A 25344-nucleotide genomic window follows, 5' to 3' on the forward strand; every position below is an offset into this window, starting at 1 on the left:
AGCGGCTTTAGCCGCGATCGGCGGCGAAGCCGTCGTAATCCGAAGCCCCTGATTTGCCTGACACACTGGGGAGGCAGGTTTTACGGCCGCTTCGCGCCCGTTCGCGGCTAAAGCCGCTCCTACACCGTGCTGTCCCTCAGTCCGACAGCTTCGGCAAGCACTCATCCAGCCGCTTGTACAACGCACTCTCCACCGGCCAGTTGCGCAGCAACCGCGCGCGGTCCTTGGCGAAGGCCGGGGCGAAGCTCATCTGGGTCACGTGCTGGCTCATGGCGTCCAGGTCGATCAGCGCCCATTGCCCGTCTTTCCAGAACAGGTTGTAGGCCTTGAGGTCGCCGTGGCTGATGCGCTCGTGGATCAGTTGCGCCAGCAGCCGTTGCAGCGCGTCCAGTTGCTCGGCCGGTACGTCGCCGCTTTCCACATACGGCGCGAAGGCGGTCATCAGGTCCGGGCCGTCGAGCAACTCGGTCACCAGATACGCCTTGCCGCGAAGCCCCAGCCAGCGGGTTTCCAGCACCGCGAGCGGCTTGGGCGTGGCGAAGCCGAGGAATTCCAGGCGGTGCCCTTCGATCCACGAATGCCAGGCCCGGCTCGGGCGCCAGAAGCGCTTGAACCAGTGGGCGGTGTCCTTGATGTTGTAGCGCTTGATCACCAGCGGCCGACCCTGCACTTCAACCCGCGCCACGCTGGCCGCACCGCCGGTCTTGTACAGGTGGCCGGCGTCGATCAGCGCGTCGGCGTTGTCCAGCACCGGCAGCATCGCCGCCTGCTCACCACGGACGATGGCGCGCAGGCCGGAGGCGCCGCGTTCGACGCTGAACAGCGTGCAGTCGCGGCCGGCCTTGTCCAGGTAGTCTTTCAGGCGCCAGTGGCGCACTTTGTCGATCTGTTTTTGCAGGGCTTCCAGCGGCAGGGCGTGCTCGCTGTTGGCCAGCAGGTAATGCACCAGCAGTTCTTCGATGAACGGTTCCAGGCGCTTGGGCAACTGGGCGAAGAACACGCCGAGGTTCTGTAGTACCTGCTCGCGAGCCAGCGGCTGGCCCGGGGTTTGTGCCTTGATGCCGCCGCCGTCGATCACGTGCAGTTGGCCGTTGTGGCGCAGCAGGTTGTCGAGGTGCAGATCGTCCTGCCAGAGCCCTTTGGCGTGTAGGTGCGCCACGGCGGCGAGGGCTTCGCCGAGGACCAGGCTTTGCTCGTCGCTCAGCGGCGTTTGCCCTTCGACGTCGGCCCAGGCGTCGCCGAGGCTGGTGGACCCTTCGAGGTATTCGAACAGCAGCCAGCCGCCTTCACCTTCGCGCAGGCCATCCGCGAGCAACAGCGGAGTGGTCACGCCGTTGTCCGCCAGCAGGCGCACGCCAGACAGCTCGCGCTGGAAGTGGCGGGCCGCGTTACCGCCCACCAGCAGCTTGGCCAGCACCGGCTTGCCGCGCCAGACGCCGGCACCGACATAACGCTGCCCCGGCAGTACGCGCAGCAGGGTGAGCAGTTGCAACTCGGCGCTGCCTGCGGCATCGGCCAGGGTGATGCTCAATGGGAGTTGCGGGCTGCGCCCGGCATCCTTGAGTTCGGACAAACGCATCAGCGGGCCTCTTTGTGACGACGACGACGCACCAGGCGTTGCAGCCAGGTGTGTACCAATGGGCTGTCGCCCGGTTGATCCAGGTAAGCCGACAGCAACAGGCGGATGTCGGCCTCGCTCCACACCGGCGCGCGACGCAGCAGCGGCTCCAGGTCCTTGATCCGGTCACGCTGGCCGAACAGCAGCGGGCGGGTTTTCTCCAGGTCGATCAGTTGCGCCTGCCACCCTTCGCCGCGTTCGCGCAGGAAGATGTGCTTGGGGTAGAAGCAGCCGTGCACCTGGCGGGCGGCGTGCAGCGTGCGGGCCAACTGGCCACAGGCGCGGAGGATGCCCTGGCGCTGGGCGAGGGCCAGTTGCGGCCATTGGCCGAGCAGGCTGTCGAGGTCGCTCCAGTCGTCCAGCGCGCGGGTCATCAGGATCGCCCGGCGTTTGCCGTTCACTTTGCGCTCGCCGTAGTACACCGCCTGCAAGGCGGGGATGTGCAGTTTCTGGTAGCGGCTGATATTGCGGAATTCGCGGGCGAAAGTGGGTTCGCCGAACGGGCTGTGCAGGGTGTGGGTCAGGTAATCGCTCTGGCGCTTGAGGTAGTAGCCCTTGCCCTCCAGCTCCAGGCGGAACACGCTGCTCCAGCCGCCGCGGCCGGTATTGGGCTCGTCCACGGCGTCCAGTTGCAGTGCCCAGAGCGGGTCGAAGCCGTTCAGGCCATGACGTTCGAGCAGCGCCGTGTCGGCACTGGCCAGGAAATCACTCATTCGCGTCCCTCGAAAAACTTCACGATATGCCGGACGCGTTTCTTGTCCGATGCATTCAACCGGTTGCGGTTGCGGTACAGCAGGTAGAAACGCAGGCGCTGGGTCGCCGACAGGTGGTATTTGGCCACTTTGTCCAGGCACGCCAGGTCTTTGGTGATCCGGTAGCGCAGCATGAAGCCCCACCAGAAGTCGCCGGTGGGACAGTCGATGAAGAATAGCGTGCCCTGGTCGTCCACCAGCAGGTTGCGCCACTTCAGGTCGTTATGGGTGAAGTGGTGGTCATGCATGATCCGCGTGTGACGGGCCAGTTGCTGGCTGATGTTGTCGACCCAGCGGCGGTCGGCCAGGCGCGGGTCATTGCGCTCGGCGAGCACCGAGAGGTCTTCGGTGCGCGGCAGTTCGCGGGTGATCATCGCGCCGCGGCCAAAACTCAGGCCGTTGCGCTCCAGGCCGCAGGCCACCACTTCGGCGGTGGGAATCTGCCATTTGGCGAACTGCTTGAGGTTCTGCCACTCGGCCTTGATCCGCGGCCGCCCGAGGTAGCGGCGCAGGCCCTTGCCGGCGCCGGTGTAGCGTTTGACGTAGTAGTTGACCCCGTCACGCTGCACGCGGATCACTTCGCTCAGCGGGTCGCGGGTCAGGCGTTCGCCCTGCAGGGCGAAGACCGCTTCGATACTGCCGAAATCATGCGCCAGGGCCGAGTATTTCGGCTCCAGTGTCCAACCCGCCATCAGAGCGCGTCCCCATACCGTTGCTTACGCTCGTAGAGCTTCTGTGCCTTGCCGTCCAGCCAGGCCAGGAGGCCGGCGTGTTCGGCGAGAATCTGCCGCAGTGGCTGCTGGAAATAGCCGCGCAGGAAGCGCAGCTTGTCGCGCCGCGTCAGGCCGATGTCCAGCGCCGAGAAATACAGGGCGGCGAGGTCTTTGTCGCGCCAGCGGCGGGTGATTGTCGCCCGGGTCTGGGCGCGGTGCAGGTCGATGACCGACAGTTTGAAATCATCCGCCGTCACTGGACGATCGGTGTGCAGCAGGAAGTGGCAGATGTAGCAGTCGCGGTGGTTGACCCCGGCGCGGTGCATGCCGCCGGTCATCTTCGCCACTTCGGCGATCAGCGCGCGTTTCAGGCGCGGCGGTGGCGGCTGCTTGACCCAGTCGATGCTGAAGTCTTCCAGGCTGACGGTGGGCGCCAGTTCCTCGGTGACGATGAACGAATGCTGGGTCGCCGGGTTGCTGCCGCGTTCGCCGTAGGCCACCGCGGTCATGGTCGGCACGCCCACTTCGTGCAGGCGCTGGATGGCCTTCCATTCCTGGCCGGCGCCGAGCACCGGGAGCTTGGCGGTGAGCAGGTTCTTGACGATCTCGCCCCAGCCGATGCCACGGTGGATCTTGACGAAATAGCCACGGCCCTCGATTTCGGTACGCAGGGTGCGGCGGCCTTCCAGCTCGCGGTAGACCTCGCCTTGCAGCGCCTCGACGGCATCGAAGGCGTCGCGTCCGGCCCACAGCCGTTTGAAGGTCTCGTTCAGTACAAGCTTCATGCGCGCTCCTGCGCGAGGATCACGTCGGCGGCGTGCTGCGGCATGCTGTACAGATCGGCGGTGTCGGCGAAGGCCAGGCCATTGCGACCCCAGTCGGCGCGGGCCGCATCGTCTTCGAGCATGCGTTGCAGGTAGCGGTTGAGCTGGTCCTGTTCGAACGGTTCGTCCAGCACCAGGCCGCTGTCGGCCTCGGCGATGTAGTGGGCGTAGCCGCAAACGGCCGTGACCAGCACCGGCAGGCCGGCCACCAGCGCTTCGAGCAGTACCGTGCCGGTGTTCTCGTTGTAGGCGGGGTGGATCAGCAGGTCGGCGCCGAGCAGGAAACGCGGGATGTCGCTGCGGCCCTTGAGGAACTGCACCTGGTCATTGAGGCCCAGGGCGGTGCTCTGCAACTGGAACACCTTGGGATCGTCCTGGCCGATGACCATCAGCCGGGTGCGCTTGCGCAGGGCCGAAGGCAGGGCGGCGAGGGCCTTGAGGCTGCGGTCGACGCCCTTGGTCTTGAAGCCGGAACCGATCTGCACCAGCAGCAGTTCGTCGTCTTTGAGGTCGAACTCGCGGCGGAATTCGGCGCGGATCTCGGCGGCATTGGCCGGGGCCCGGCGGTCCTGGGAAATACCCGGCGGCAGCAGGTGGAAGCGCTCGGCCTGGGTGCCGTAGTGCTTCACGAACAGCGGCTGCTGGACTTCGGAAATCATCAGGATTTCGGTGCGGGCGTTCTTGTCGAACACCGCGCGCTCGTATTCGGCGAAGTGCCGGTAGCGGCCCCAGCGCCGGTACAGGCCGCCGCGCAGGGTCTGGGCCTTGTCTTCGAAGCAGCCGTCGGCGGCGTAGTAGACGTCGAGTCCGGGCATCTTGTTGAAGCCGATCAGACGGTCCACCGGGCGCTTGGCCAGGTCCGCTTCCATCCAGGCGCTGAGTTTCTCGTTGCGCCGATGGTTGAACAGCGCCTTGACCGGCGCCACCAGCACCTCGAAGCCGGGCGGCACGTCGCCTTCCCAGATCAGGGTGTAGACGCGGATCTGATGCCCGCGCTGCTGGCACTCCAGGGCGATGCGCATGAAGTCACGCTGCAGGCCACCGAAGGGGAAATACTTGTAGAGCACGAAAGCCAGTTGCATCAACGAACATCCTCAACCCGCAGCAGCTCGCCCAACTGGCGTGCCACACGTTCGGGATTCAGGCGAGTGAAGCACAGCGGCCACTCACGTTTGAGATCGAACCGGCGCAGTTCCTCGGCGCTCGGCTTGTAGGTGCACTTTTTGCGCAGGCAGGGCGCGCACGGGAAGTCGCTGGCGACATGGACCTGGGATTTCCCGTAGGCCCCGGTCAGGCCCGGGTTGGTCGGGCCGAACAGCGACAGGGTCGGCACGTCCAGCGCCGCCGCGAGGTGGCCGAGGCCGGTATCGACGGCCACGCAGGCCTTGGCCGAGGCCAGCACCCGGCCCACCCCGGCAAGGTTCAATTTGGGCAGTACCTGGGCGTTCTTCAAGCCCTGGGCGATCCGCTCGGCGCGGGCCTTCTCCGCCGGGTTGCCCCACGGCAGGCAGATTTGCAGGCCGGCGCGGCCCAGCCTCTCGGCCAACTGGCGCCAATACAGCTCGGGCCAGTGCTTGGTGTCCCAGGTGGTGCCGTGCAGGAACACCACGTAAGGCGCGACGCCCACTTGCTCCAGGCGGCTGCGGTCCAGGCCGTAGTCGCCGATGCCTTCGGGCAGGTCGTAGCCCAGGGCGAGGGCGAACAACTGGCGCACCCGTTCAACGGCGTGCTGGCCGGTGGCAACCGACAGACGGCGGTCATAGAAGCGGCTGGAAAAACCCTCGCGCGCCGAATAGCGGTCCAGGCCCGCCACCGGCGTCTTCTTCACGTAGCGGGTCAGCCAGGCGCTCTTGACCAGCCCTTGGGCGTCGATCACCAGGTCGTACTTGCGCTCGCGAATACGCTTCTTGAACTGGCGCCATTCGCCGCTCTTGAAGGTTTGCCAGAGGTTCTTGCGCCAGCGGCGGATCGCCACCGGGATGACCTGGTCCACCGCCGGGTGCCAGGTAGGAATCTCGGCGAAGCCTTCTTCCACCACCCAGTCGAAGGTGATGCCGGGGATGGCGTGGGCCGCGTCGGTGAGCGCCGGCAGGGCGTGGATCACGTCGCCCAGGGAGGATGTCTTGATCAGCAGGACCCGCACTTAATCGACCTCTGCGCTGACGTCGACCAGCGACGGGCCGTTGAGCCGCTGCAGCGCCGCGGACACCGCATCGGGCTCCAGCTGGCGCAGGCAGTTGTAATGGCCGAAGCGGCAGGTGCGGTCGAAACAGGGGCTGCATTCCAGGCCCAGGCGCACCACTTCGACCTGATCGGCCAGCGGTGGCGTGAAGCCGGGGGACGTGGAGCCGTAGACCGCCACCAGCGGGCGGTTCAGCGCCGCGGCGACGTGCATCAGGCCGGAGTCGTTGGAGACCACGGCGTCGGCGCAGGAGAGCAGGTCGATGGCCTCGGCCAGCGAGGTTTCGCCGGCGAGGTTATAGGATTCTTCACGCAAGCCCGGAATCAACCGGTCGCGGATCTGCTCACCCACCGGGTGGTCGTTCTTCGAACCGAACAGCCAGACTTGCCAGCCCTCGCGGACCTTCAGTTCGGCGACCTTGGCGTAGTGTTCCGCCGGCCATTTCTTGGCTTCGCCGAACTCGGCACCCGGACACAGCGCCAGCACCGGACGGTCCAGCTCCAGGCCGAACTTGGCCAGCGCGGCCTCGCGGCTGGCGGCCTCGATGCTCAGGCTCGGACGTGGATACGGTTGCGGCAGGTCGCTGCCGTCGGGGAAGGCGAGGGCCATGAAGCGCTCGATCATCAACGGGTAGCGGGCCTTGTCCAGGCGCCGCACGTCATTGAGCAGGCCATAGCGGAACTCGCCGCGCCAGCCGGTGCGCTGCGGGATGCCGGCGAAAAACGGCACCAGCGCCGACTTCAGCGAGTTCGGCAGCAGGATCGCCTGATCGTACTGGCCGACCAGGGATTTGCCGATGCGCCGGCGCGTGGCCAGCTCCAGCGCGCCGTGGCCGAGCGGGAAGCTCAAGGCCTGGCGGACTTCGGGCATGCGCTCGAGGATCGGCCGGCTCCATTCGGGGGCCAGCACATCGATCACGCAATCGGCGTGACGCTGCTTCAGGACCTGGAACAGCGTTTGCGCCATCACCATGTCGCCCACCCAACTGGGCCCGATTATCAAAATTCTCATGCTTTATCCAGAAACGATCAGGGAGGCTGCAGCCTGTTTAAAACAGCCTGGCCTCCCTTCTTTATATTCAGGCTAGGTCCATCAGTGTACGCCACCGATCCAGAGCTGGCCTCCTGCCAGCCGGATCTGCCCATTCAACTGAGCCCCAGTTCGCTCCAGATCCGCCGTACTTCCTGGCGTTCACTGACGAATTGCCCCGCGTCGATCACCCCGGCCTGTTTCTGCAAGGCCTGGCGGTGCGCCGCCGAGCGGAACGCCTTGTACACCTCGCGCAGCAGCACCGCATCGCTGGCGGGCATCAGCCCGGCTTCTTCAAGACCTTCGAGAATGCGGATGTTGTCGGTGTAGCGCAGCAATGCCGGATGGCTGTGGGACCAGGCGAGCGCGGCGTATTGCACCATAAATTCAATATCGACGATACCACCGGCATCCTGCTTGATATCGAAGGGAACGCCGGCGTCATAGGCATTGGCCGCGGTGCCGGCGGCGGTGGATTTGGTCCCCAGGTTGTCGCGCATCTTGGCGCGCATCTCGCTGACTTCGGTACGCAGCCCGGCCAGGTCGCGCTGCTTGCCGAGCACCCGCGCCCGCACGTCTTCGAAGGCCGCGCCCACTTGTGGGCAGCCCACCAGCACGCGGGCGCGGACCAGGGCCTGATGCTCCCAGGTCCAGGCCTCGTTCTGCTGGTAGCGCTCGAAGGCGCCGACCGAGCTGACCAGCAACCCCGAGGCCCCGGACGGCCGCAGGCGCATGTCGACGTCATACAGTTGCCCGGAGTTGGTCTGGGTGGTCAGCAGGTGAATGATGCGCTGGCCCAGGCGGGTGAAAAACTGCGCGCTGTCGATTGGCTTGTCGCCGTCGGTTTCCGCCTGCGGGTCGCCGTCGTGGATGAACACCAGGTCGAGGTCCGAGCCATGGCCCAGTTCGAGGCCGCCCATTTTGCCGTAGCCGACGATGATGAAGCCCGGGTCGCACGGGCTGCCGTCGCTGCGCTGGGGCCGGCCGTGCCGGGCGACGGTCTGGCGCCAGGCCAGGGCGAGCACTTGATTGAGAATGGCTTCGGCCAGCCAGGTCAGGTAGTCGCTGACTTTCATCAGCGGCAGGCTGCCGGCGATTTCCGAGGCGGCGACGCGCAGGCTGTGGGCCAGCTTGAAGTGCCGCAGCGCTTCCATCTGCTGTTCGAGGTCGTCCTCGGGAATGCGGGTCAGGCGCTCGCGCAGTTCGGCGGCCAGTTCCGGTGCCTTCGGCGGGCTGAACAGGCGGCCTTCATTGAGCAGTTCGTCCAGCAACAGCGGGAAGCGGGCGATCTGTTCGGCGATCCACGGGCTGGCCGCGCACAGGGTCAGCAGGCGACGCAGGGCGCCGGGGTTTTCGGTGAGCAGCACCAGATAGGCCGAGCGCCGCGCCACGGCTTCCACCAGTGGTAGCACCCGTTCCAGCACCAGGTCGGGGTCGTCATGCTCGACCGCCTGGGCCAGCAGGCGCGGAATGAAGGAGTCCAGGCGCTCGCGGCTGAGGCGCTGCATGGAGCGCAGGTTCGGGCTGGCGCGCAGGCCGGCGAGGTGTTTCAGGGCCTTGGCGGCGTCGCGGAACCCGGCGTCCTGCAACTGGCGGCAGGCGGCTTCTTCGTCCTGGGCTTCTTCCCAGAGCGGCAGCCATTCGCCGCCGACCACCACTTCGCCTTCGCCGTCTTCGTCGTCCGGGTCGGCAATGACCTGGCGGAAATGCCAGTCGATGCGCCCGCGCCAGTGCATCAGTTGGGCGTGGAAGGCCTCCCAGTCAGGGAAGCCGAGCATGAATGCGATCCGCGCGCGGTCGAGGTCGCCGTCGGGCAGCATCTGGGTCTGGCGGTCGGCGATGGCCTGGATGGCGTGTTCGGTGTAACGCAGGAATTCATAGCCTTCGCGCAGCTCGCTCACCACCGCCGGCGGCAGGTAGCCCTGGCCTTCGAGGGTCGCCAGCACCTTGAGCAGCGGCCGCTGTTGCAGGCTCAGGTCGCGGCCGCCGTGGATCAACTGGAAGGCCTGGGCGATGAACTCGACTTCGCGGATGCCGCCGGCCCCGAGCTTGATGTTCCCGGACATGCCCTTGCGCCGGACTTCCTGCTGGATCAACTGCTTCATGGTGCGCAGCGCTTCGATCGCCGAGAAGTCCAGGTAGCGTCTATAGACGAAGGGCCGCAGCATTTCCTGCAACTGGTTGCCGGCGACCTGATCGCCCGCCACCACCCGCGCCTTGATCATGGCGTAGCGTTCCCAGTCGCGGCCCTGGTCCTGGTAGTACTGCTCCAGCGCATTGAAGCTGAGCACCAGGGCGCCGGACGAACCGTAGGGCCGCAGGCGCATGTCGACGCGGAACACGAAGCCGTCGACGGTGATCGGGTCCAGCGCCTTGATCAGCCGCTGGCCGAGGCGGGTGAAGAACTCCTGGTTGTCCAGTGAGCGCTTGACGCCTTCGGTTTCGCCGCCCTCGGGGTAGGCGAAGATCAGGTCGATGTCGGAGGACAGGTTCAGCTCCACCGCGCCCAGCTTGCCCATGCCCAGCACTACCATCTGTTGCGGCTGGCCGCTGCGGTGGCCGGTCGGCGTGCCGAATTGCTGGCATAGGCGCGGGTAGAGCCACTGGTAGGCCTGGTCGATGGCGGCGTCGGCCATATCGGAAAGGTCGCGGCAGGTCTGGACCAGATCGGCCTGGCGGGTCAGGTCGCGCCAGATGATCCGCACCTGATGACGGGTGCGCTGGCGGCGCAGGGTGCGCGCCAGTTCATCTTCGGTGGTCGCGGCCTGGGCGGCGGCGGCCAGTTGCGCGCACAGCTCGCCGGGGGCGAAGGGGCGATCAAGCTCGCCGCTGGCGGCGAGGTCGAGGAGCATGGCCGGGTCGCGCTGGCTGTGTTCAAGAACGAATTCGCTGGCCGCGGCGACCCGGGCGAACCCGGCCCAGCGCTCGGCGGTCCAACTCTCCAGGCTCAGGCCTTCACTGGCGGCGACGGCGCTGCGCAGCGCCTGTTCGTTGCTGACGGACAGTGGTTTGAGGGTTTCGGGCAGTTCGACCAGCGACGGCAGGCTCATGGTCTATCCTTGATCGGCGGGAAAACGCAGGCAGTGGCGGGGCAGAAGTCGTATGTCCCGGGTATGACTGTCGTACAAAAGTTTGAAATAGCGGCAATTGCGTATTTGTTGGCAGAAACCATCACGGCAAGCCTTTTCTCAACCGGTTTTTCGTCGCCGGTATCGTTTTATCTCACAAGCCGGGAGCATTCGGCTTATGGGGCAAATGTAGTTTTACTACTGCTTTTTTCATCTGAAGGCATGTAATGACGAACGATTTGTAGTAAAACTACACGCCGCCGGGACTACCTCCGGTAATCCAAGAATTCATGTCGTCTGCCCAAAAGGCCAGTCGCAAACTTCAGGCAACCGATTCTGGTAGCCTTTCCGCCCTGGAGCAAGCCATGCAAGACCTCGATCCCGTCGAAACCCAGGAATGGCTGGACGCCTTGGAGTCGGTTCTCGACAAAGAAGGCGAAGACCGCGCTCACTACCTGATGACCCGTATGGGCGAGCTGGCAACCCGTAGCGGTTCGCAGCTCCCGTACGCAATCACCACGCCATACCGCAACACCATTCCCGTTACCCACGAAGCACGCATGCCTGGCGACCTGTTCATGGAACGCCGCATTCGCTCGCTGGTACGCTGGAACGCCTTGGCGATGGTAATGCGCACCAACCTGAAAGACTCGGATCTGGGTGGCCACATCTCCAGCTTCGCTTCCAGCGCCACGCTGTATGACATCGGCTTCAACTACTTCTTCCAGGCTCCGACCGAAGAGCACGGCGGCGACCTGATCTTCTTCCAGGGCCACGCCTCGCCTGGCGTCTACGCTCGCGCCTTCATGGAAGGCCGCATCAGCGAAGACCAGATGAACAACTTCCGTCAGGAAGTCGATGGCAACGGTCTGTCGTCCTACCCGCACCCATGGCTGATGCCTGATTTCTGGCAGTTCCCGACCGTTTCCATGGGTCTGGGTCCGATCCAGGCGATCTACCAGGCGCGCTTCATGAAGTACCTGGAAGCCCGCGGCTACATTCCTGCCGGCAAGCAGAAAGTCTGGTGCTACATGGGCGACGGCGAGTGCGACGAGCCGGAATCCCTGGGCGCAATCTCCCTGGCTGGCCGCGAGAAGCTGGACAACCTGATCTTCGTCATCAACTGCAACCTGCAGCGCCTCGACGGCCCGGTTCGCGGCAACGGCAAGATCATCCAGGAACTCGAAGGCGTGTTCCGTGGCGGTGGCTGGAACGTCAACAAAGTCGTCTGGGGCCGTTTCTGGGACCCACTGCTGGCCAAGGACACCGACGGTATCCTGCAGCGCCGCATGGACGAAGTCATCGACGGCGAGTACCAGAACTACAAGGCCAAGGACGGCGCGTTCGTCCGTGAGCACTTCTTCAACACGCCAGAACTCAAGGCCATGGTCGCCGACCTGTCCGACGACGAGATCTGGAAGCTCAACCGTGGTGGTCACGACCCGTACAAGGTCTATGCGGCCTACCACCAGGCGGTCAACCACAAAGACCAGCCAACCGTCATCCTGGCCAAGACCATCAAGGGTTACGGCACCGGTGCTGGCGAAGCCAAGAACACCGCGCACAACACCAAGAAGGTCGACGTCGACAGCCTGCGTCACTTCCGTGACCGCTTCGACATCCCGGTCAAGGACGAAGACCTGGAAAACCTGCCGTTCTTCAAACCTGAAGAAGGCAGCGCCGAAGCCCGTTACCTGGCTGAGCGTCGCTCCGCACTGGGTGGCTTCGTGCCTCAGCGTCGCGCCAAGAGCATCAGTATCCCGACCCCGCCACTGGAAACCCTGAAGGCGATCCTGGACGGTTCGGGCGACCGCGAAATCTCCACCACCATGGCCTTCGTGCGGATCCTCGCGCAGCTGGTCAAGGACAAGGAAATCGGTCAGCGCATCGTTCCGATCATCCCGGACGAAGCCCGTACCTTCGGTATGGAAGGCATGTTCCGCCAGCTGGGCATCTACTCGTCCGTCGGCCAGCTCTACGAGCCAGTCGATAAAGACCAGGTGATGTTCTACCGCGAGGACAAGAAGGGCCAGATCCTTGAAGAAGGCATCAACGAAGCGGGCGCCATGTCCTCCTTCATCGCTGCCGGTACTTCGTACAGCACTCACAACCAGCCGATGCTGCCGTTCTACATCTTCTACTCGATGTTCGGCTTCCAGCGTATCGGTGACCTGGCATGGGCAGCCGGCGACAGCCGCACCCGTGGCTTCCTGATCGGCGGTACCGCCGGCCGTACCACCCTCAACGGTGAAGGCCTGCAGCACGAAGACGGTCATAGCCACATGCTGGCCGCGACCATCCCGAACTGCCGCACCTATGATCCAACCTACGGCTACGAGCTGGCGGTGATCATCCAGGACGGCATGAAGAAGATGACCGAAGAGCAACAGGACGTCTTCTACTACATCACCGTGATGAACGAAGCCTACACCCAGCCAGCCATTCCGGCCGGTGTCGAGGAAGGCATCATCAAGGGCATGTACCTGCTCGAAGAAGATACCCGCGACGCGGCGCACCACGTTCAACTGCTGGGCTCGGGCACCATCCTGCGCGAAGTCCGTGAAGCGGCGAAGATCCTGCGTGAAGAGTTCAACATCGGCGCTGACGTGTGGAGCGTTACCAGCTTCAACGAACTGCGTCGCGACGGCCTGGCGGTAGAGCGCAGCAACCGTCTCAAGCCAGGTCAGAAACCACAGGTTACCTACGTCGAAGAATGCCTGAGCGGCCGTAAAGGTCCGGTCATCGCGTCCACCGACTACATGAAGCTGTTCGCCGAGCAGATTCGTCAGTGGGTACCGAGCAAAGAGTTCAAAGTCCTGGGTACTGATGGCTACGGCCGCAGCGACAGCCGCAAGAAACTGCGTCACTTCTTCGAAGTCGACCGCAACTTCGTGGTGCTGGCTGCACTGGAAGCCCTGGCTGACCGTGGCGAGATCGAACCGAAGGTGGTGGCTGACGCCATCGTCAAGTTCGGCATCGACCCGGACAAGCGCAACCCACTGGACTGCTGAGGAGTATTTTTAAGTGAGCGAACTCATTCGCGTACCTGACATCGGCAGCGGTGAAGGTGAAATCATCGAGCTGTTCGTCAAGGTCGGTGACCGTATCGAGGCCGACCAGAGCCTGCTGACCCTGGAGTCCGACAAGGCCTCCATGGAGATCCCCGCGCCGAAGGCCGGTGTGGTCAAGTCGCTGAAGGTCAAGCTGGGCGACCGCCTGAAAGAAGGCGACGAGTTGCTGGAACTGGAAGTCGAGGGTGCCGCTGCCGCGGCGCCTGAGGCTCCGGCCGCTGCTGCTCCGGCTGCCGCGCCTGCCGCTGCACCGGCTGCTGAAGCTGCTCCGGCAGCGGCTGCCGCACCGGCAACCGCCACCGTTCAGGACATCCACGTTCCGGATATCGGTTCGTCGGGCAAGGCCAAGATCATCGAAGTGCTGGTCAAGGCTGGCGATACCGTCAGCGCCGACCAGTCGCTGATCACCCTGGAATCGGACAAGGCCAGCATGGAGATCCCGTCTCCTGCCGCTGGCGTGGTCGAAGCCGTGATCGCCAAGCTGGACGACGAAGTCGGTACCGGCGACCTGATCCTCAAGCTGAAAATCGCCGGCGCCGCGCCTGCCGCTGCTCCGGCTCCGGCCGCAGCACCTGCGCCGGCTGCCAAGGCTGAGGCCGCTCCGGCTGCCGCTGCTGCTCCGGCACCGGCTGCCGCAGCACCTGCTGCCGCGCCTGTTGCCGCCAGCGGTGCCAAAGTTCACGCCGGCCCAGCCGTGCGTCAACTGGCCCGCGAGTTCGGCGTCGAGCTGAACGCTGTCGCAGCCACCGGCCCGCATGGCCGTGTGCTGAAAGAAGACGTGCAGGTTTACGTCAAAGCCATGATGCAGAAGGCCAAGGAAGCACCGGCCGCAGGTGGCGCAACCGGTGGCGCGGGCATCCCGCCGATCCCGGTCGTGGACTTCAGCAAGTTCGGTGAAGTCGAAGAAGTGGCAATGACCCGCCTGATGCAGGTCGGCGCTGCCAACCTGCACCGCAGCTGGCTGAACGTGCCGCACGTGACGCAATTCGACTCGGCCGATATCACCGAGCTGGAAGCGTTCCGTATCGCGCAGAAAGCCGTGGCCGAGAAGGCTGGCGTCAAGCTGACCGTTCTGCCGCTGCTGCTCAAGGCCTCTGCTCACCTGCTCAAGGAACTGCCGGACTTCAACAGTTCGCTGGCGCCAAGCGGCAAAGCGATCATCCGCAAGAAGTACGTGAACATCGGCTTCGCCGTGGACACCCCGGATGGCCTGCTGGTCCCTGTGATCAAGAACGTCGATCAGAAGAGCCTGCTGCAACTGGCTGCCGAAGCTGCGGCCCTGGCCGAAAAAGCCCGGACCAAAAAGCTGTCTGCCGACGACATGCAAGGCGCTTGCTTCACCATCTCCAGCCTCGGTCACATTGGCGGTACCGGCTTCACGCCGATCGTCAACGCGCCGGAAGTGGCGATCCTCGGTGTTTCCAAGGCCACCATCCAGCCAGTCTGGGACGGCAAAGCCTTCCAGCCGAAGCTGATGCTGCCACTGTCGCTGTCCTACGATCACCGTGTGATCAACGGCGCAGCCGCCGCGCGCTTCACCAAGCGCCTGAGCGACCTGCTGGGCGACATCCGCACCATCCTGCTGTAACCGTTGTTCACCTGTCTCCCTCTGCCGGGGGAGACAGGCCCGCTTTCGAGCTGCCACGCTCGTACCTCAACCCCGTCTCTGACGGGGCTTTTTTTGTCTGCGAAAAAACGGTTCAGCGCCCCGGCCCGCCTGGCGTTTACCGGTAGCGGGGCTGAAGAAAAGCGCCGCCATGCCGACATAGATCAAGACGCCAGCCAACCTATTACTTGTCAGCCTCTGGCGCATGATGCAACCTTGCCCAAGCGTGCATAGCAGCAATGTGCCAAGCCCGTGCCATCAGTCTTTTTCGAGCGAGCTTCCCATGAAAAGCCAAACCGATGCTGCCAGCCGTCCGGCGGCCGAGGTAGTGACGCAGTTACCGGTGCCATCACGGCTCGGCATGCTGCGTTTCGAGCGGCTGAACGAAGCTAGCTGGGCGATGCTTTACCTCGATCCGGGCTGCGAACGGCAGTTCGGTCTGCCGGCGGTGGAGCTGTGTGCCCTGGTCGGTTCGCCCTACGCCAGCCTCATGGCGCCGGAGGCGCGCTACAAGCTGCATGACGCCATCGACGCGCAGTTGGCGGTCGGCAATCACTACCTGAGCCGCTACACCCTGCACACCAGCCACGGCCCGCTGAATCTGCTGGAAGTGGGCGAAGCCTACCGGCAGCACAATCGCCAGTTGCTGCGCGGCTACCTGCTGGTGCTGGACGACCAGCCCGGCGAGATGACCGAACTCAGCGCCGACGACCTGGAAACCCGCAACAGCCGCCTGCAGATCGCCCTCAAGCTGAACCAGCAGGCGCAGCAGGAACAACTTGAACACCTGGAGCGAGTGCGTGCCCAGCAGGACCTGATCCTGCACCTGGCCCGGCACCGCTACAGCGCCAGCAATTCGCTGCAGGAAGCCGCCGAGCTGATCACCCGCAGCGCGTGCGAGATCTACAACATCGATTGCGCCAGCATCTGGTACCTGGAAGGCCAGCGCCTGGAGCCGATTTCCGCGTTCTACCGCGAGACCCGCGAGTACCGCCTGCCTGAGGCGATCGACGCCGGCCTGTTTCCGGATTACCTGGAGGCGCTGCACACCAGCCGCGCCATCGATGCGCACAACGCCAGCCATGACCCGCGCACCCGTGATATCACCGAGAGCCTGCGCCCGCGCGACATCATCGCCATGCTCGATGCCAGTATCCGCATCGACGGCCAGGTGGTCGGCGTGCTGTGCCTCGAACACGGCGGCAGCCCGCGGGCCTGGCAGACCGACGAGATCGCCTTCGCCGGCGAGCTGGCGGACCAGTTCGCCCAGGTCATCAACAACCACAACCGACGCACCGCCACCAACGCCCTGTACCTGTTCCAGCGCGCGGTGGAGCAGAGCGCCAACGCCTTTCTGCTGGTCAACCGCGACGGCGTGGTCGAGTACGTCAACCCGAGCTTTACCGCGATCACCCAGTACAGCTCCGAGGAGGTCCAGGGGCATCGGCTGTCCGAGCTGTCGGCGCTGGAAAATCTCAGCGAATTGCTCTTCGACGATTCCAGCTTGGCCATGGGCAATAGCTGGCAGGGCGAGTTCAAGAGCCGGCGCAAGAACCTCGAGCCGTACTGGGGACAACTGTCGATTTCCAAGGTGTATGGCGACAACCGCGAGTTGACCCACTACATCGGCATCTACGAAGACGTCACCCAGAACAAGCTCGCCCAGCAACGCATCGAGCGCCTGGCCTACACCGACAACCTGACGGGCCTGGGCAATCGCCCGGCGTTCATCCGCAGCCTCGACGAGCGTTTCGCCCGCGACAGCGACACGCCGATCTGCCTGCTGCTGGTGGACATCGACAACTTCAAGCGGATCAACGACAGCCTCGGCCACCAGACCGGCGACAAGCTGCTGGTGAGCCTCGCCCGGCGCCTGCGCAACAGTCTCAGCCCCGGTGGTAGCCTGGCGCGTTTCGCCAGTAACGAGTTCGCCGTGTTGCTGGACAACACCGACATGGAAAGCGGGCAGCAGACCGCGCAATCGCTGCTCAATACCCTCGACAAACCGATGTTCGTCGACAACCAGTTGATCAACGTCACCGGCTCCGTGGGCCTGGCGTGCGCGCCGCTGCACGGCCGCGACCCGCAGACCCTGATGAAGAACGCCGGCCTCGCGCTGCACAAGGCCAAGGCCAACGGCAAGCATCAGGTGCAGGTGTTCACCGAGGCGCTGAATGCCGAGGCCAGCTACAAGCTGTTCGTCGAGAACAACCTGCGCCGGGCGCTGGCGCAGAACGAATTGCAGGTGTTCTACCAGCCCAAGCTGTGCCTGCGCACCGGCCGCCTGCTCGGCCTGGAAGCGCTGCTGCGCTGGAACCACCCGGAAAAGGGCATGATCCGCCCGGACCAGTTCATCAGCGTCGCCGAGGAAACCGGCCTGATCATCCCCATCGGCAAATGGGTGGCGCGCCAGTCGTGCCGCATGAGTCAGCAACTGGCCGCCGAGGGCATGCCCAACCTGCAGGTGGCGATCAATCTGTCGCCCAAGCAGTTCTCCGACCCGGACCTGGTCGCCTCGATCGCCAACATCCTCCAGGAAGAAGCGCTGCCGCCGCACCTGCTGGAGCTGGAATTGACCGAAGGCCTGCTGCTGGAAGCCACCGAAGACACCCGCCGCCAGCTCGACCAGCTCAAGCAACTGGGCCTGACCCTGGCGATGGACGACTTCGGCACTGGGTATTCCTCGCTCAGCTACCTGAAGAAATTCCCGATCGACATCATCAAGATCGATCGCAGCTTCATCAACGAAATCCCCGACAACCAGGACGACATGGAAATCACCTCGGCGGTGGTGGCCATGGCCCACAACCTCAAGCTCAAGGTGGTCGCCGAAGGTATCGAGACCGCCGAGCAGTTGGCGTTCCTGCGTCGTCACCGTTGCGATGTCGGCCAGGGCTACCTGTTCGACAAGCCGATCCCCGGCGATGAGCTGGTTGAAAAGCTCAGGCGCTATCCGCGTGGCCCGGTGGCCTGACAGTCACGCAACACTCGGGCACACTACGGGTCTATCCCACTAGACGACATCGCCTTGCGATGTCTCCTACCTGCCAAGAGGAATGGGTCCATGGTCCTGCGTTCGGAAATCCTGGTGAACAAAAACGTCCTGCCTACCGCTGAACAGGCGCTGCCTGGCCGCGAAACCCCGATGTCCCTGCCCGAGCGGCATTTCGTGTTCAAGGAGACGCCGCTGCTCGGCCCGTTCTTCGAGAACGTCGATTTCGCGATTTTCGGCCTGGGCTGTTTCTGGGGCGCGGAACGCCGCTTCTGGCAGCGTGAAGGCGTGGTCAGCACGGTGGTCGGTTATGCCGGTGGCTTCACGCCGAACCCGACCTACGAAGAAGTCTGCTCGGGCCTGACCGGGCATACCGAAGTGGTGCTGGTGGTATTCGACAAGGACAAGCTCAGCTACGGCGAGTTGCTGAAAATGTTCTGGGAACTGCACAACCCGACCCAGGGCATGCGCCAGGGCAACGACATCGGCACCCAGTACCGCTCGGCGATCTACTGCACCAGCCCGCAGCACCTGGACGAAGCCGAGGCGAGCAAGGCGCAGTACCAGGCCGAACTGAGCAAGGCCGGTTTCGGCGAGATCAGCACCGAGATTGCCCAGGCGCCGACCGTGTATTTCGCCGAGGCTTACCACCAGCAGTACCTGGCGAAGAACCCCGAGGGCTATTGCGGCATCGGTGGTACCGGTGTCTGCCTGCCGCCCAGCCTGCAAGGCAACTGAGGACGCGCCATGACCACGCCGAGCATGACGTTGTACCACTCGCCGCTGTCGCCCTTCGTGCGCAAGGTCACCGTGTTCCTGCACGAGACCGGGCAGTTCGACCGGGTGACGCTGAACACGATCAACACCAGTCCGATCAGCACCGACGTCGGCCTGAGCCGCGACAACCCAGTCGGCAAGATCCCGGCACTGGTGCTGGGCAACGGCACCGTGCTGCATGACAGCCGGGTGATTCTCGAGTACCTCGACCTGCAACACGTCGGCAACCCGCTGATCCCGCGTGAGGGCGACGCGCGCTGGCGCCGCCTGAGCCTGGCTTCGCAGGCGGATGCGATCATGGACGCCTCGGTGCTGGCGCGTTATGAGCAGTTCTTGCGGCCCGCTGAGAAACAGTGGGACGAGTGGCTCACCGCGCAGCAGGAGAAGATTCGCCGCGGCCTGGCGGATTTTGAAGCCGAGCATATTGCCGAGCTGGCTTCGGTGTTCGACGTCGCGGCGATCGGTGCGGCCTGTGCGCTGGGCTATATCGACTTGCGCATGCCGAACTTCGGCTGGCGTGAGCAGCAGCCGAAGCTGGCGGCGTGGTATGCGGAGGTCAGTCAGCGCCCTTCGATGAAGCTGACTGCACCGCCGGCGGCCTGATTCGGCATTTCTGGGGCCGCTTTGCGGCCCTTCGCGACGGTTCGGCGCTCCGACAAGCTCGCTCCTACGGAAATTCGAGCCATTTCTATCTGCAGTAGCGAGCTTGTCGGGGCGCCGAGCCGTCGCGATTGCAACACCTCTGTTGCCCAGACTCCGACAATCCCCCGCACCAACTGCTCCCCGAACACCCGCTCCTCGCGCAACCCACTCATGCCGCCACCCCCTGACCGGCGCGATACCAGTCCAGTCGCCGCGTCAGCACCATGAACACACCCAGCAAGGCGAACAGCAGCAACGCCCCCATCAACAGCGCGTAATCCTCGGCGCTGAGCAGCCCGTACAGCATCGCGTACAGCACCGCCAACCCCGCGCCGAAGCCCATCCCACGCGCCCGGCTGTGCAGCACATGGCACAGATAGAAGCCGATCAACGCCACACAGCCACTCGCCGACAACCCATACGCCAAGGCAAAGCCAAGGTGCTCGGACAACGACAGCAGCAACAGGTAGAACAGCGCCAGGGCCACGCCCACCAGAGCGTACTGGATCGGGTGGACGCTGAGGTTGCGCAGCACTTCGAAGAGGAAGAAGCCGGCGAAGGTCAGGGCGATGAACAGCAGCGCGTATTTGATCGCCCGCTCGCTTTTCAGGTACTGGTCCACCGGATCGACAAAGTTGACGCCGAAACGCCGGCTTTGGAAGTCCGTGCACTGGTCGGTCGTCACGCAGCGTTCGAGGGCGTCTTCCATGTTGGTGGAGAAGAACGAGGTCTGCCAGTGAGCGTTGAAGCCCTTGTCGGTGATCTCGCGGCTGGTGGGCAAGTAGTTGCCGATAAAGCCCGGGTGCGGCCAGTTGGCGCTCAGATTCACATTGCTGCTGCGGCCCACTGGCAACACGTGCAACTGCCCGGTGCCTTGCAGCTTGAGGTCGAAGGCGTAGTCCAGGCGCATTTCGTTCTGGCTATCGAGCCCCGGTACGCTGGCGCGCACGCCGCCGCCGAGCCAGTCCACGCCGCTGCCGGCGGCGAAGTCGAGGGTCTGGCCATTGAGCTGCAACTGCAGGCCGTTCTGGATGCCACGGATATCGCTGATGCCCACCGCGATAAACGGCGTTTCGAAGCGGTAGTCGTCGAGGTCGTCCTTGATGCCCCAGTTGGCCGGCACCTTGAACTGGCCGCTGACGTGGCTGTTGGCGTGGTACAGCCGCGCCTCGTAGATGCCCCGCGCGCGCAGCTCGGTGTTGGCGTCGGCATCGAGGACGAAGGTTTCCGGCAGAAAGGCCAGGTGGCTGGTGCGCACGCGGGTTTCCTGGAAGGTCCTGCCGTCCTGGGTTTTCCATACCCGCTCGGTCTTGCGGTACGGCACCACGAGGATCGGACCGCTGATCTGCTGGGCGTGGCTTGAGCTCTGGCCGATGTCCTCGACCACGCTGTCGCGCAGGGACTGCCGCTCGCTGATCAGGCCGCCGATCATCAGCAGGGGAATCAGCAGTCCGATCACCAGCAAGGCGATGATGCCGAGTTTGATACTCAGGGTTTTGTTCATGGAGGGGCTCCGCTTGAGAAGGAGCCCAGTCTGCGAGCGCTGTGTGGAGCGACGCGGGAGTGAATGTGGAGTTTGTGTGGAGATTCAGTCCAGGCGATTGGCGGGCAGCCACAACCGCACGCGCACGCCGTCCTCGACGTTGGCGATCTCCAGCGAGCCGCCGTGCAGTTGCATGACTTCCTCGACGAAGTTCAGGCCAAGGCCCGTGCTCTTGCGCCCGGTGCCGGGCCGGGGCAGCGAATAGAAGCGTTCGCAGAGGCGGCCCAGGGCGTAATCGGGAATCGCCTCGCCCTGGTTGTACAGGCTCAGGACCACGCGCTGTGCGTCGTGCTCCAGTTCGAACACCAACCGGCCGCCAGGTGGGGTGAAGTCCAGGGCGTTTTCCAGCAGGTTGCCGATCGCCTGACGCATCAGGAACGGCTCGCAGTACAGCCGCGCCATCGCTGGCACCTGCTGGCGCACTTGCAGGCCGGCGCTTTCGATGCGGGCGCCGCGGGCCAACAGCAGGGCGTCGACCATCTCTGCCAGCGCCACTTGTTGCTGGTCTTCCAGGCCTTGACGTTGCTCGACCTGGGCCAGGTCCAGCAGGCGCTCGATCAATTGCTGCATGCGCGCGCTTTCGCTCTCGATGTTTTGGCTGAAGCGCTGGCGCTGCTCCTCCGGCATCGGTCCCTGCAACAGCTCGCTGGCGCCGCGGATCGCCGCCAGCGGGCTTTTCAGTTCGTGGGTCAGGGTGTGCACGTAGCGCTCGACGTAGGCTTTGCCTTCAAGCTGGGTGCGCATACGCTCGACCGCGTCCGCCAGTTGCGCCAGCTCGCCGCCGCGGTAGTGCGGCAGGGCCACGCGCTCGCCGGCGCTGACGGCCTGGGCGTAGCGGGTCAGCCGGCGCAGCGAGCGGGTCAGCCACCACGACAGCGCCGCGCCTACCAGCAGGCCGAGCACGATCAGGCCGATACCGAGGGTGACCAGGTGTTGTTCCGAGCGGTCGACGTAGGGTTGCAGCGAGCGGTTGGGCTTGGCCACAGTGACCACGCCGATCAGCGTGCTGTTGTCGAGGATCGGCGCGGCGACGTGCATCACCGAGGAGTCCGGATCGTTGGGATCGCTGCGGGTCGAGCGGGCGCCGTACTGGCCGCGCAGGGTCAGGTAGACGTCGTTCCAGCGCGAGTAATCCTGGCCCAGCGCCTCGCCGCTGGAGTCCAGCAGGACGATGCCCTTGGCGTCGGTGACGTAGATGCGGTGGTTCACTTCGTTCTTGGCCAGGCCCCAGATCTCGGCGTTGGGCCGGCGCTGGCCGTAGGCGGTGAGCAACTGCGGCAGGGCGCTCTGGCCGAGGGTGCCGGCCTTGACCTGATCGCGGAGGATTTCCGCCAGCAGGTTGGCGGTGTCCACCAGGGTTTCCTCGGTGGACTGGCGCACAGCCGGGCGCACCTGCTCGCGTACCGTGTTGAGGACGAAATACGCGGTCAGCCCGACGAACAGGAAATACACCAGGAAGATGCGGATACCCAGGCGCATCAGCTTTGGTCCGGGTTGTAGCTGTAGCCCAGGCCGCGGTGGGTCTGGATCGGCTCGGCGTCGGCGGCCACCAGGCGCAGCTTGGCGCGCAGGCTCTTGATATGGCTGTCGATGGTGCGCTCGTAGCCGACATCGGCCGCCACGCCAACGGCATCCAGCAACTGCTCGCGACTGAAAACCCGCTGCGGCTGCTCCAGCAGGCACTGCAACAGGCGGAATTCGTGGCGGGTGAGGCTGAGCGGGTGCTCGCGGTAGTGGATCTGCATGCGCAGGGTGTCGATGCTGAACGGCGTGGTGCCGGTTGCGACAACGGTGCTTGCCGCTGGCGCCATGCGCTTGAGGATGGCGCGCACCCGGGCGGCGACTTCCCGCGGGCTGAACGGCTTGACCACATAATCGTCGGCGCCGATTTCCAGGCCCACCACCCGGTCGATTTCGCCGTCGCGGGCGCTGAGGAACATGACCGGCACTTCGCTGAAGCGGCGCAGTTGCTTGCAGGTCTCGAAACCGCTGATGTCCGGCAGGCCGATATCGAGGATGACCAGATCGGCCGGCTGCTGGCGCTGTCGCTCCAGCGCGGCCTGGCCGAGGGTCACCCACTCGGTGCTGTGGCCTTCGCCCTGCAAGGCGTAGATCAGGGTGTCGGCGATGGCCGCTTCGTCTTCAACGATCAGGATGTGGGGCATGGCGGCAACTGCAGGCGGCAAGTGGGAAGCGGCAAGTGTAAAGCGCTGCTCATCACTTTGCCGCTTTGCGTCAGCAGTCCGGCTTGTCGGCGGTGAAGCGGCGGGCCGGGTTTACTGCTGCGCCGAATTCGCGCAGGGCCTTGGCGCCGATCAGTAGCGGGTAGTTGAAGCTGCTGCGGTCGGTCAGGTTGACCTCGACGGTGCGCTTCACATCGCCCAGGCACAGCTCCAGGTCGATGACCGGGCGGTGGGCGATTTCGCTGCCTTCTTCGTCTTCTTCGTCGGCGCGGTTCTTGATCTTGCTGATGCGCGCCAGCTTGTGTTCGAAGACCTTGCTGCCGGCATCCTTGGTGGCCAGGCGGAAACGTACCCAGTCTTCACCGTCACGGCTGAACTGTTCGATGTCCTTGGCGGACAGCGAGGCGGTGAGGGCGCCGGTGTCCATCTTGGCTTTGAGGGTCTGGCCGATTTCCGGCAGGCCGATGTATTCGTAGCGACCATAGAGGGTCGGTTCGGCGGCCATCACTGGCAGGGACAGCAGGCCGAGCATGGCGATCAGTGGTTTCAATGGAATGACTTCCTTGGGATGGGACGACCGTTAGACTGCCGTTGCGCTGTAGGTTCGGCAAGCTAGGGTAATGAACACAACGTGAAACATTTGTTCATGACACTCGCCGGGCAGCATTTGGTGTTCCCGTCGCCGCTGCTTATCATTGCCGACCGTCTTTCCCACACTAAGAGTGGATTTATGCGCCGCCTGCTCACCGGCAGTTTCGTCACCCTGTTGCTGTTGCTCAACACCCTGGTCCTGATCGGACCGCTGCTGCTTTGCGCCGTGCTCAAGCTGGTCTTGCCCGGTCGCTACCGCGATCACGCCTCCCGGGCGGTGATGTGGTTCGCCGAGACCTGGGCCGAAATCGACAAACTGATCTTCGCCCTGTGCATCCCGACCCGCTGGGACGTGCGCGGCAATGCCAACCTGCGCCTGGACACCTCCTACCTCTGCGTCAGCAACCACCAGACCTGGGTCGATATCCCGGCGCTGATCCAGGTGCTGAACCGCAAGATCCCGTTCTTCAAGTTCTTCCTGAAAAAGGAGCTGATCTGGGTGCCGTTGCTGGGCCTGGCCTGGTGGGCGCTGGATTACCCGTTCATGAAGCGCTACAGCAAGGCCTTCCTCGACAAACACCCGCACCTCAAGGGCCAGGACCTGGCCATCACCAAGGCGGCATGCGAGCTGTTCAAGCGCCAGCCAGTGACCGTGGTCAATTACCTGGAAGGCACCCGTTTCACCGAGGCCAAGCGCCAGGAACAGCAATCGCCTTATCGGCACCTGCTCAAGCCCAAGGCCGGCGGCGTCGCCTTCGTGCTGGCGGCGCTGGGCGAGCAGCTCGACGCCCTGCTGGACGTGACCATCGTTTATCCCGGTGACAAGGCGCCGGGGTTCTGGGATCTGGTCAGCGGTGGGTTGCCGCGGGTGATCGTCGATATTCAGGTGCGCGAGCTGGACCCGGCGCTGTGGGCCGGTGACTACGAAACCGACCCGGCGGTGCGCCAGGCCGTGCAGGACTGGGTCAACCAGTTGTGGCGCGAGAAGGATGCGCGGATCGAGGCCCTGCGCGCGGAATTAAACTGACGGGCCCGGCGCCGGGGTGAGCGGTGCCGCCGTGCCGTTGCCCCAGATGCCGGCCAGATTCTGCAACAACGACCCGGCCACGCCCTGTTGGCCGAGGTACTGCAGGATCAGCGGCGCGAAGCGGGCGACCATGCCGTTTTCCATGCCGAGGGCGCTGAAGGCGTTGTTCAGGTCGGTCCCGTTCTTGACTTCACCGCCCAGTGCATTGCTCAACGCCGAGCCCTGACCGCTCTTGCCGAGCAGCTCCCCCAACCCCGCCAGCCCGCCCAGGGCGTTCTCGCCAGACAGCATGTCGAGGCCCGGCACCGCCTTGCTCAATTGTTGGTAATCGCCATCGCTCAACTGATTGCGCGCCAGCCCCAGCAGAGCGCCGGTGCCGCCGATGGCCTGTTCGGGGGTGATCTTGAGTTCGCGGCCCAGGGTGTTGAGCAGATTGGCCGAGGCGGCGGGCGCCTGGACGGCGGCGCCATCGGATTTGCCTTGCATGGCGGACACGGCGTTGGCCGCGTCGTTGAGGTTGAAAGCGAAGGCCGAACTGGCGGCCAGGGTCATCAGGGTGACCAGCGCGAAACGTTTCATGGCAAAGACCTCGTCAGCCGTAAAGGCAGGGAAAACGAGGTGTTGGAGTGGATTGGCGGGGGAATGTTCCCGGAGGTGGCGTTGTTGCCCATCGCGAGCAAGCTCGCTCCTACAGGGTAGGGGTAGGAGCGAGCTTGCGCGCGATAA

Annotated in this window: 19 protein-coding genes; 6 read left to right on the forward strand and 13 right to left on the reverse strand. The window is 64.6% G+C overall.

From position 1 onward, the window contains the following. Positions 1 to 136 precede the first annotated feature (136 nt). The 8 genes from NTD82_RS12330 to glnE form a co-directional block, all read right to left on the reverse strand. The gene (locus NTD82_RS12330) at positions 137 to 1579 is read right to left on the reverse strand and encodes a lipopolysaccharide kinase InaA family protein (protein ID WP_262128927.1); all 1443 of its coding nucleotides are present in this window, start codon (positions 1577 to 1579) and stop codon (positions 137 to 139) included. Then, positions 1579 to 2331, reverse strand: coding sequence for a lipopolysaccharide kinase InaA family protein (locus tag NTD82_RS12335; RefSeq protein ID WP_095156224.1), 753 nt, complete (start codon positions 2329 to 2331; stop codon positions 1579 to 1581). Before NTD82_RS12335 ends, NTD82_RS12330 begins: the two co-directional genes overlap by 1 nt. Beyond that, the gene (locus NTD82_RS12340; protein WP_095156223.1) at positions 2328 to 3062 is read right to left on the reverse strand and encodes a lipopolysaccharide kinase InaA family protein; all 735 of its coding nucleotides are present in this window, start codon (positions 3060 to 3062) and stop codon (positions 2328 to 2330) included. Before NTD82_RS12340 ends, NTD82_RS12335 begins: the two co-directional genes overlap by 4 nt. Continuing rightward, on the reverse strand, positions 3062 to 3868 hold the full coding sequence (gene rfaP / locus NTD82_RS12345) for a lipopolysaccharide core heptose(I) kinase RfaP (RefSeq protein ID WP_095156222.1): 807 nt from the start codon (positions 3866 to 3868) through the stop codon (positions 3062 to 3064). Before rfaP ends, NTD82_RS12340 begins: the two co-directional genes overlap by 1 nt. Further along, positions 3865 to 4989, reverse strand: coding sequence for a glycosyltransferase family 4 protein (locus NTD82_RS12350; protein ID WP_095156221.1), 1125 nt, complete (start codon positions 4987 to 4989; stop codon positions 3865 to 3867). Before NTD82_RS12350 ends, rfaP begins: the two co-directional genes overlap by 4 nt. Beyond that, positions 4989 to 6050 carry a lipopolysaccharide heptosyltransferase I gene (waaC, locus tag NTD82_RS12355; RefSeq protein ID WP_095156220.1) on the reverse strand — a complete coding sequence of 354 codons (1062 nt, stop codon included), beginning with the start codon at positions 6048 to 6050 and terminating at the stop codon, positions 4989 to 4991. The genes NTD82_RS12350 and waaC overlap by 1 nt, the downstream gene beginning before the upstream one ends. Continuing rightward, a complete protein-coding gene (gene waaF / locus NTD82_RS12360; protein WP_262128928.1) occupies positions 6051 to 7100 on the reverse strand; it encodes a lipopolysaccharide heptosyltransferase II in 1050 nt (349 codons plus the stop codon). A 134-nt stretch (positions 7101 to 7234) separates the two neighbouring features. Further along, on the reverse strand, positions 7235 to 10168 hold the full coding sequence (gene glnE / locus NTD82_RS12365) for a bifunctional [glutamate--ammonia ligase]-adenylyl-L-tyrosine phosphorylase/[glutamate--ammonia-ligase] adenylyltransferase (protein ID WP_262128929.1): 2934 nt from the start codon (positions 10166 to 10168) through the stop codon (positions 7235 to 7237). 383 nt (positions 10169 to 10551) lie between these two features. Between glnE and aceE the strand changes: the two genes are divergently transcribed. The 5 genes from aceE (at position 10552) to NTD82_RS12390 (ending at position 19235) form a co-directional block, all read left to right on the forward strand. Continuing rightward, positions 10552 to 13197: a pyruvate dehydrogenase (acetyl-transferring), homodimeric type gene (gene aceE / locus NTD82_RS12370; RefSeq protein ID WP_095156217.1), complete on the forward strand. Its 2646-nt coding sequence runs from the start codon at positions 10552 to 10554 to the stop codon at positions 13195 to 13197. A gap of 13 nt (positions 13198 to 13210) precedes the next feature. Then, positions 13211 to 14845, forward strand: a complete 1635-nt coding sequence (gene aceF / locus NTD82_RS12375; protein ID WP_095156216.1) for a dihydrolipoyllysine-residue acetyltransferase — start codon at positions 13211 to 13213, stop codon at positions 14843 to 14845. A 301-nt stretch (positions 14846 to 15146) separates the two neighbouring features. Further along, a complete protein-coding gene (locus NTD82_RS12380) occupies positions 15147 to 17837 on the forward strand; it encodes a putative bifunctional diguanylate cyclase/phosphodiesterase (protein ID WP_095156215.1) in 2691 nt (896 codons plus the stop codon). Positions 17838 to 17927: 90 nt separating this feature from the next. Further along, a complete protein-coding gene (gene msrA / locus NTD82_RS12385; RefSeq protein ID WP_262128930.1) occupies positions 17928 to 18593 on the forward strand; it encodes a peptide-methionine (S)-S-oxide reductase MsrA in 666 nt (221 codons plus the stop codon). Positions 18594 to 18602: 9 nt separating this feature from the next. Beyond that, positions 18603 to 19235 (forward strand): glutathione S-transferase N-terminal domain-containing protein, encoded by a 633-nt coding sequence (locus NTD82_RS12390; RefSeq protein ID WP_262128931.1) that lies wholly within the window; start codon positions 18603 to 18605, stop codon positions 19233 to 19235. Between the two features lie 208 nt (positions 19236 to 19443). Here NTD82_RS12390 and creD read toward each other — a convergent pair whose 3' ends face one another. The 4 genes from creD to NTD82_RS12410 all read right to left on the reverse strand — a co-directional run bounded on the left by creD (position 19444) and on the right by NTD82_RS12410 (position 23550). Beyond that, entirely contained in the window at positions 19444 to 20778 is a 1335-nt protein-coding gene (gene creD, locus NTD82_RS12395) for a cell envelope integrity protein CreD (RefSeq protein WP_262128932.1), read from the reverse strand. A gap of 84 nt (positions 20779 to 20862) precedes the next feature. Continuing rightward, complete coding sequence (creC, locus tag NTD82_RS12400) at positions 20863 to 22296, reverse strand: two-component system sensor histidine kinase CreC (RefSeq protein WP_262128933.1); 1434 nt, start codon at positions 22294 to 22296, stop codon at positions 20863 to 20865. Then, on the reverse strand, positions 22296 to 22982 hold the full coding sequence (creB, locus tag NTD82_RS12405) for a two-component system response regulator CreB (protein ID WP_262128934.1): 687 nt from the start codon (positions 22980 to 22982) through the stop codon (positions 22296 to 22298). Before creB ends, creC begins: the two co-directional genes overlap by 1 nt. A gap of 70 nt (positions 22983 to 23052) precedes the next feature. Then, positions 23053 to 23550, reverse strand: a complete 498-nt coding sequence (locus NTD82_RS12410; RefSeq protein WP_262128935.1) for an ATP-dependent zinc protease — start codon at positions 23548 to 23550, stop codon at positions 23053 to 23055. 180 nt (positions 23551 to 23730) lie between these two features. Between NTD82_RS12410 and NTD82_RS12415 the strand changes: the two genes are divergently transcribed. Continuing rightward, positions 23731 to 24618, forward strand: coding sequence for an acyltransferase (locus tag NTD82_RS12415; RefSeq protein ID WP_095156207.1), 888 nt, complete (start codon positions 23731 to 23733; stop codon positions 24616 to 24618). On the opposite strand, the gene NTD82_RS12420 is transcribed toward NTD82_RS12415, so the two are convergent. Continuing rightward, complete coding sequence (locus NTD82_RS12420; protein WP_262128936.1) at positions 24610 to 25197, reverse strand: DUF2780 domain-containing protein; 588 nt, start codon at positions 25195 to 25197, stop codon at positions 24610 to 24612. The genes NTD82_RS12415 and NTD82_RS12420 overlap by 9 nt on opposite strands. Positions 25198 to 25344 lie beyond the last annotated feature (147 nt).

Source organism: Pseudomonas sp. 5P_5.1_Bac1 (assembly GCF_025466015.1).
Lineage (GTDB): Bacteria > Pseudomonadota > Gammaproteobacteria > Pseudomonadales > Pseudomonadaceae > Aquipseudomonas.

Bases quoted from the DNA above. Each gene is read 5' to 3' on its own strand.
- NTD82_RS12330 (WP_262128927.1), bottom strand. From the start codon at position 1,579: ATGCGTTTGTCCGAACTCAAGGATGCCGGGCGCAGCCCGCAACTCCCA.
- NTD82_RS12335 (WP_095156224.1), bottom strand. From the start codon at position 2,331: ATGAGTGATTTCCTGGCCAGTGCCGACACGGCGCTGCTCGAACGTCAT.
- NTD82_RS12340 (WP_095156223.1), bottom strand. From the start codon at position 3,062: ATGGCGGGTTGGACACTGGAGCCGAAATACTCGGCCCTGGCGCATGAT.
- rfaP (WP_095156222.1), bottom strand. From the start codon at position 3,868: ATGAAGCTTGTACTGAACGAGACCTTCAAACGGCTGTGGGCCGGACGC.
- NTD82_RS12350 (WP_095156221.1), bottom strand. From the start codon at position 4,989: ATGCAACTGGCTTTCGTGCTCTACAAGTATTTCCCCTTCGGTGGCCTG.
- waaF (WP_262128928.1), bottom strand. From the start codon at position 7,100: ATGAGAATTTTGATAATCGGGCCCAGTTGGGTGGGCGACATGGTGATG.
- glnE (WP_262128929.1), bottom strand. From the start codon at position 10,168: ATGAGCCTGCCGTCGCTGGTCGAACTGCCCGAAACCCTCAAACCACTG.
- aceE (WP_095156217.1), top strand. From the start codon at position 10,552: ATGCAAGACCTCGATCCCGTCGAAACCCAGGAATGGCTGGACGCCTTG.
- NTD82_RS12380 (WP_095156215.1), top strand. From the start codon at position 15,147: ATGAAAAGCCAAACCGATGCTGCCAGCCGTCCGGCGGCCGAGGTAGTG.
- msrA (WP_262128930.1), top strand. From the start codon at position 17,928: ATGGTCCTGCGTTCGGAAATCCTGGTGAACAAAAACGTCCTGCCTACC.
- NTD82_RS12390 (WP_262128931.1), top strand. From the start codon at position 18,603: ATGACCACGCCGAGCATGACGTTGTACCACTCGCCGCTGTCGCCCTTC.
- creD (WP_262128932.1), bottom strand. From the start codon at position 20,778: ATGAACAAAACCCTGAGTATCAAACTCGGCATCATCGCCTTGCTGGTG.
- creC (WP_262128933.1), bottom strand. From the start codon at position 22,296: ATGCGCCTGGGTATCCGCATCTTCCTGGTGTATTTCCTGTTCGTCGGG.
- creB (WP_262128934.1), bottom strand. From the start codon at position 22,982: ATGCCCCACATCCTGATCGTTGAAGACGAAGCGGCCATCGCCGACACC.
- NTD82_RS12415 (WP_095156207.1), top strand. From the start codon at position 23,731: ATGCGCCGCCTGCTCACCGGCAGTTTCGTCACCCTGTTGCTGTTGCTC.
- NTD82_RS12420 (WP_262128936.1), bottom strand. From the start codon at position 25,197: ATGAAACGTTTCGCGCTGGTCACCCTGATGACCCTGGCCGCCAGTTCG.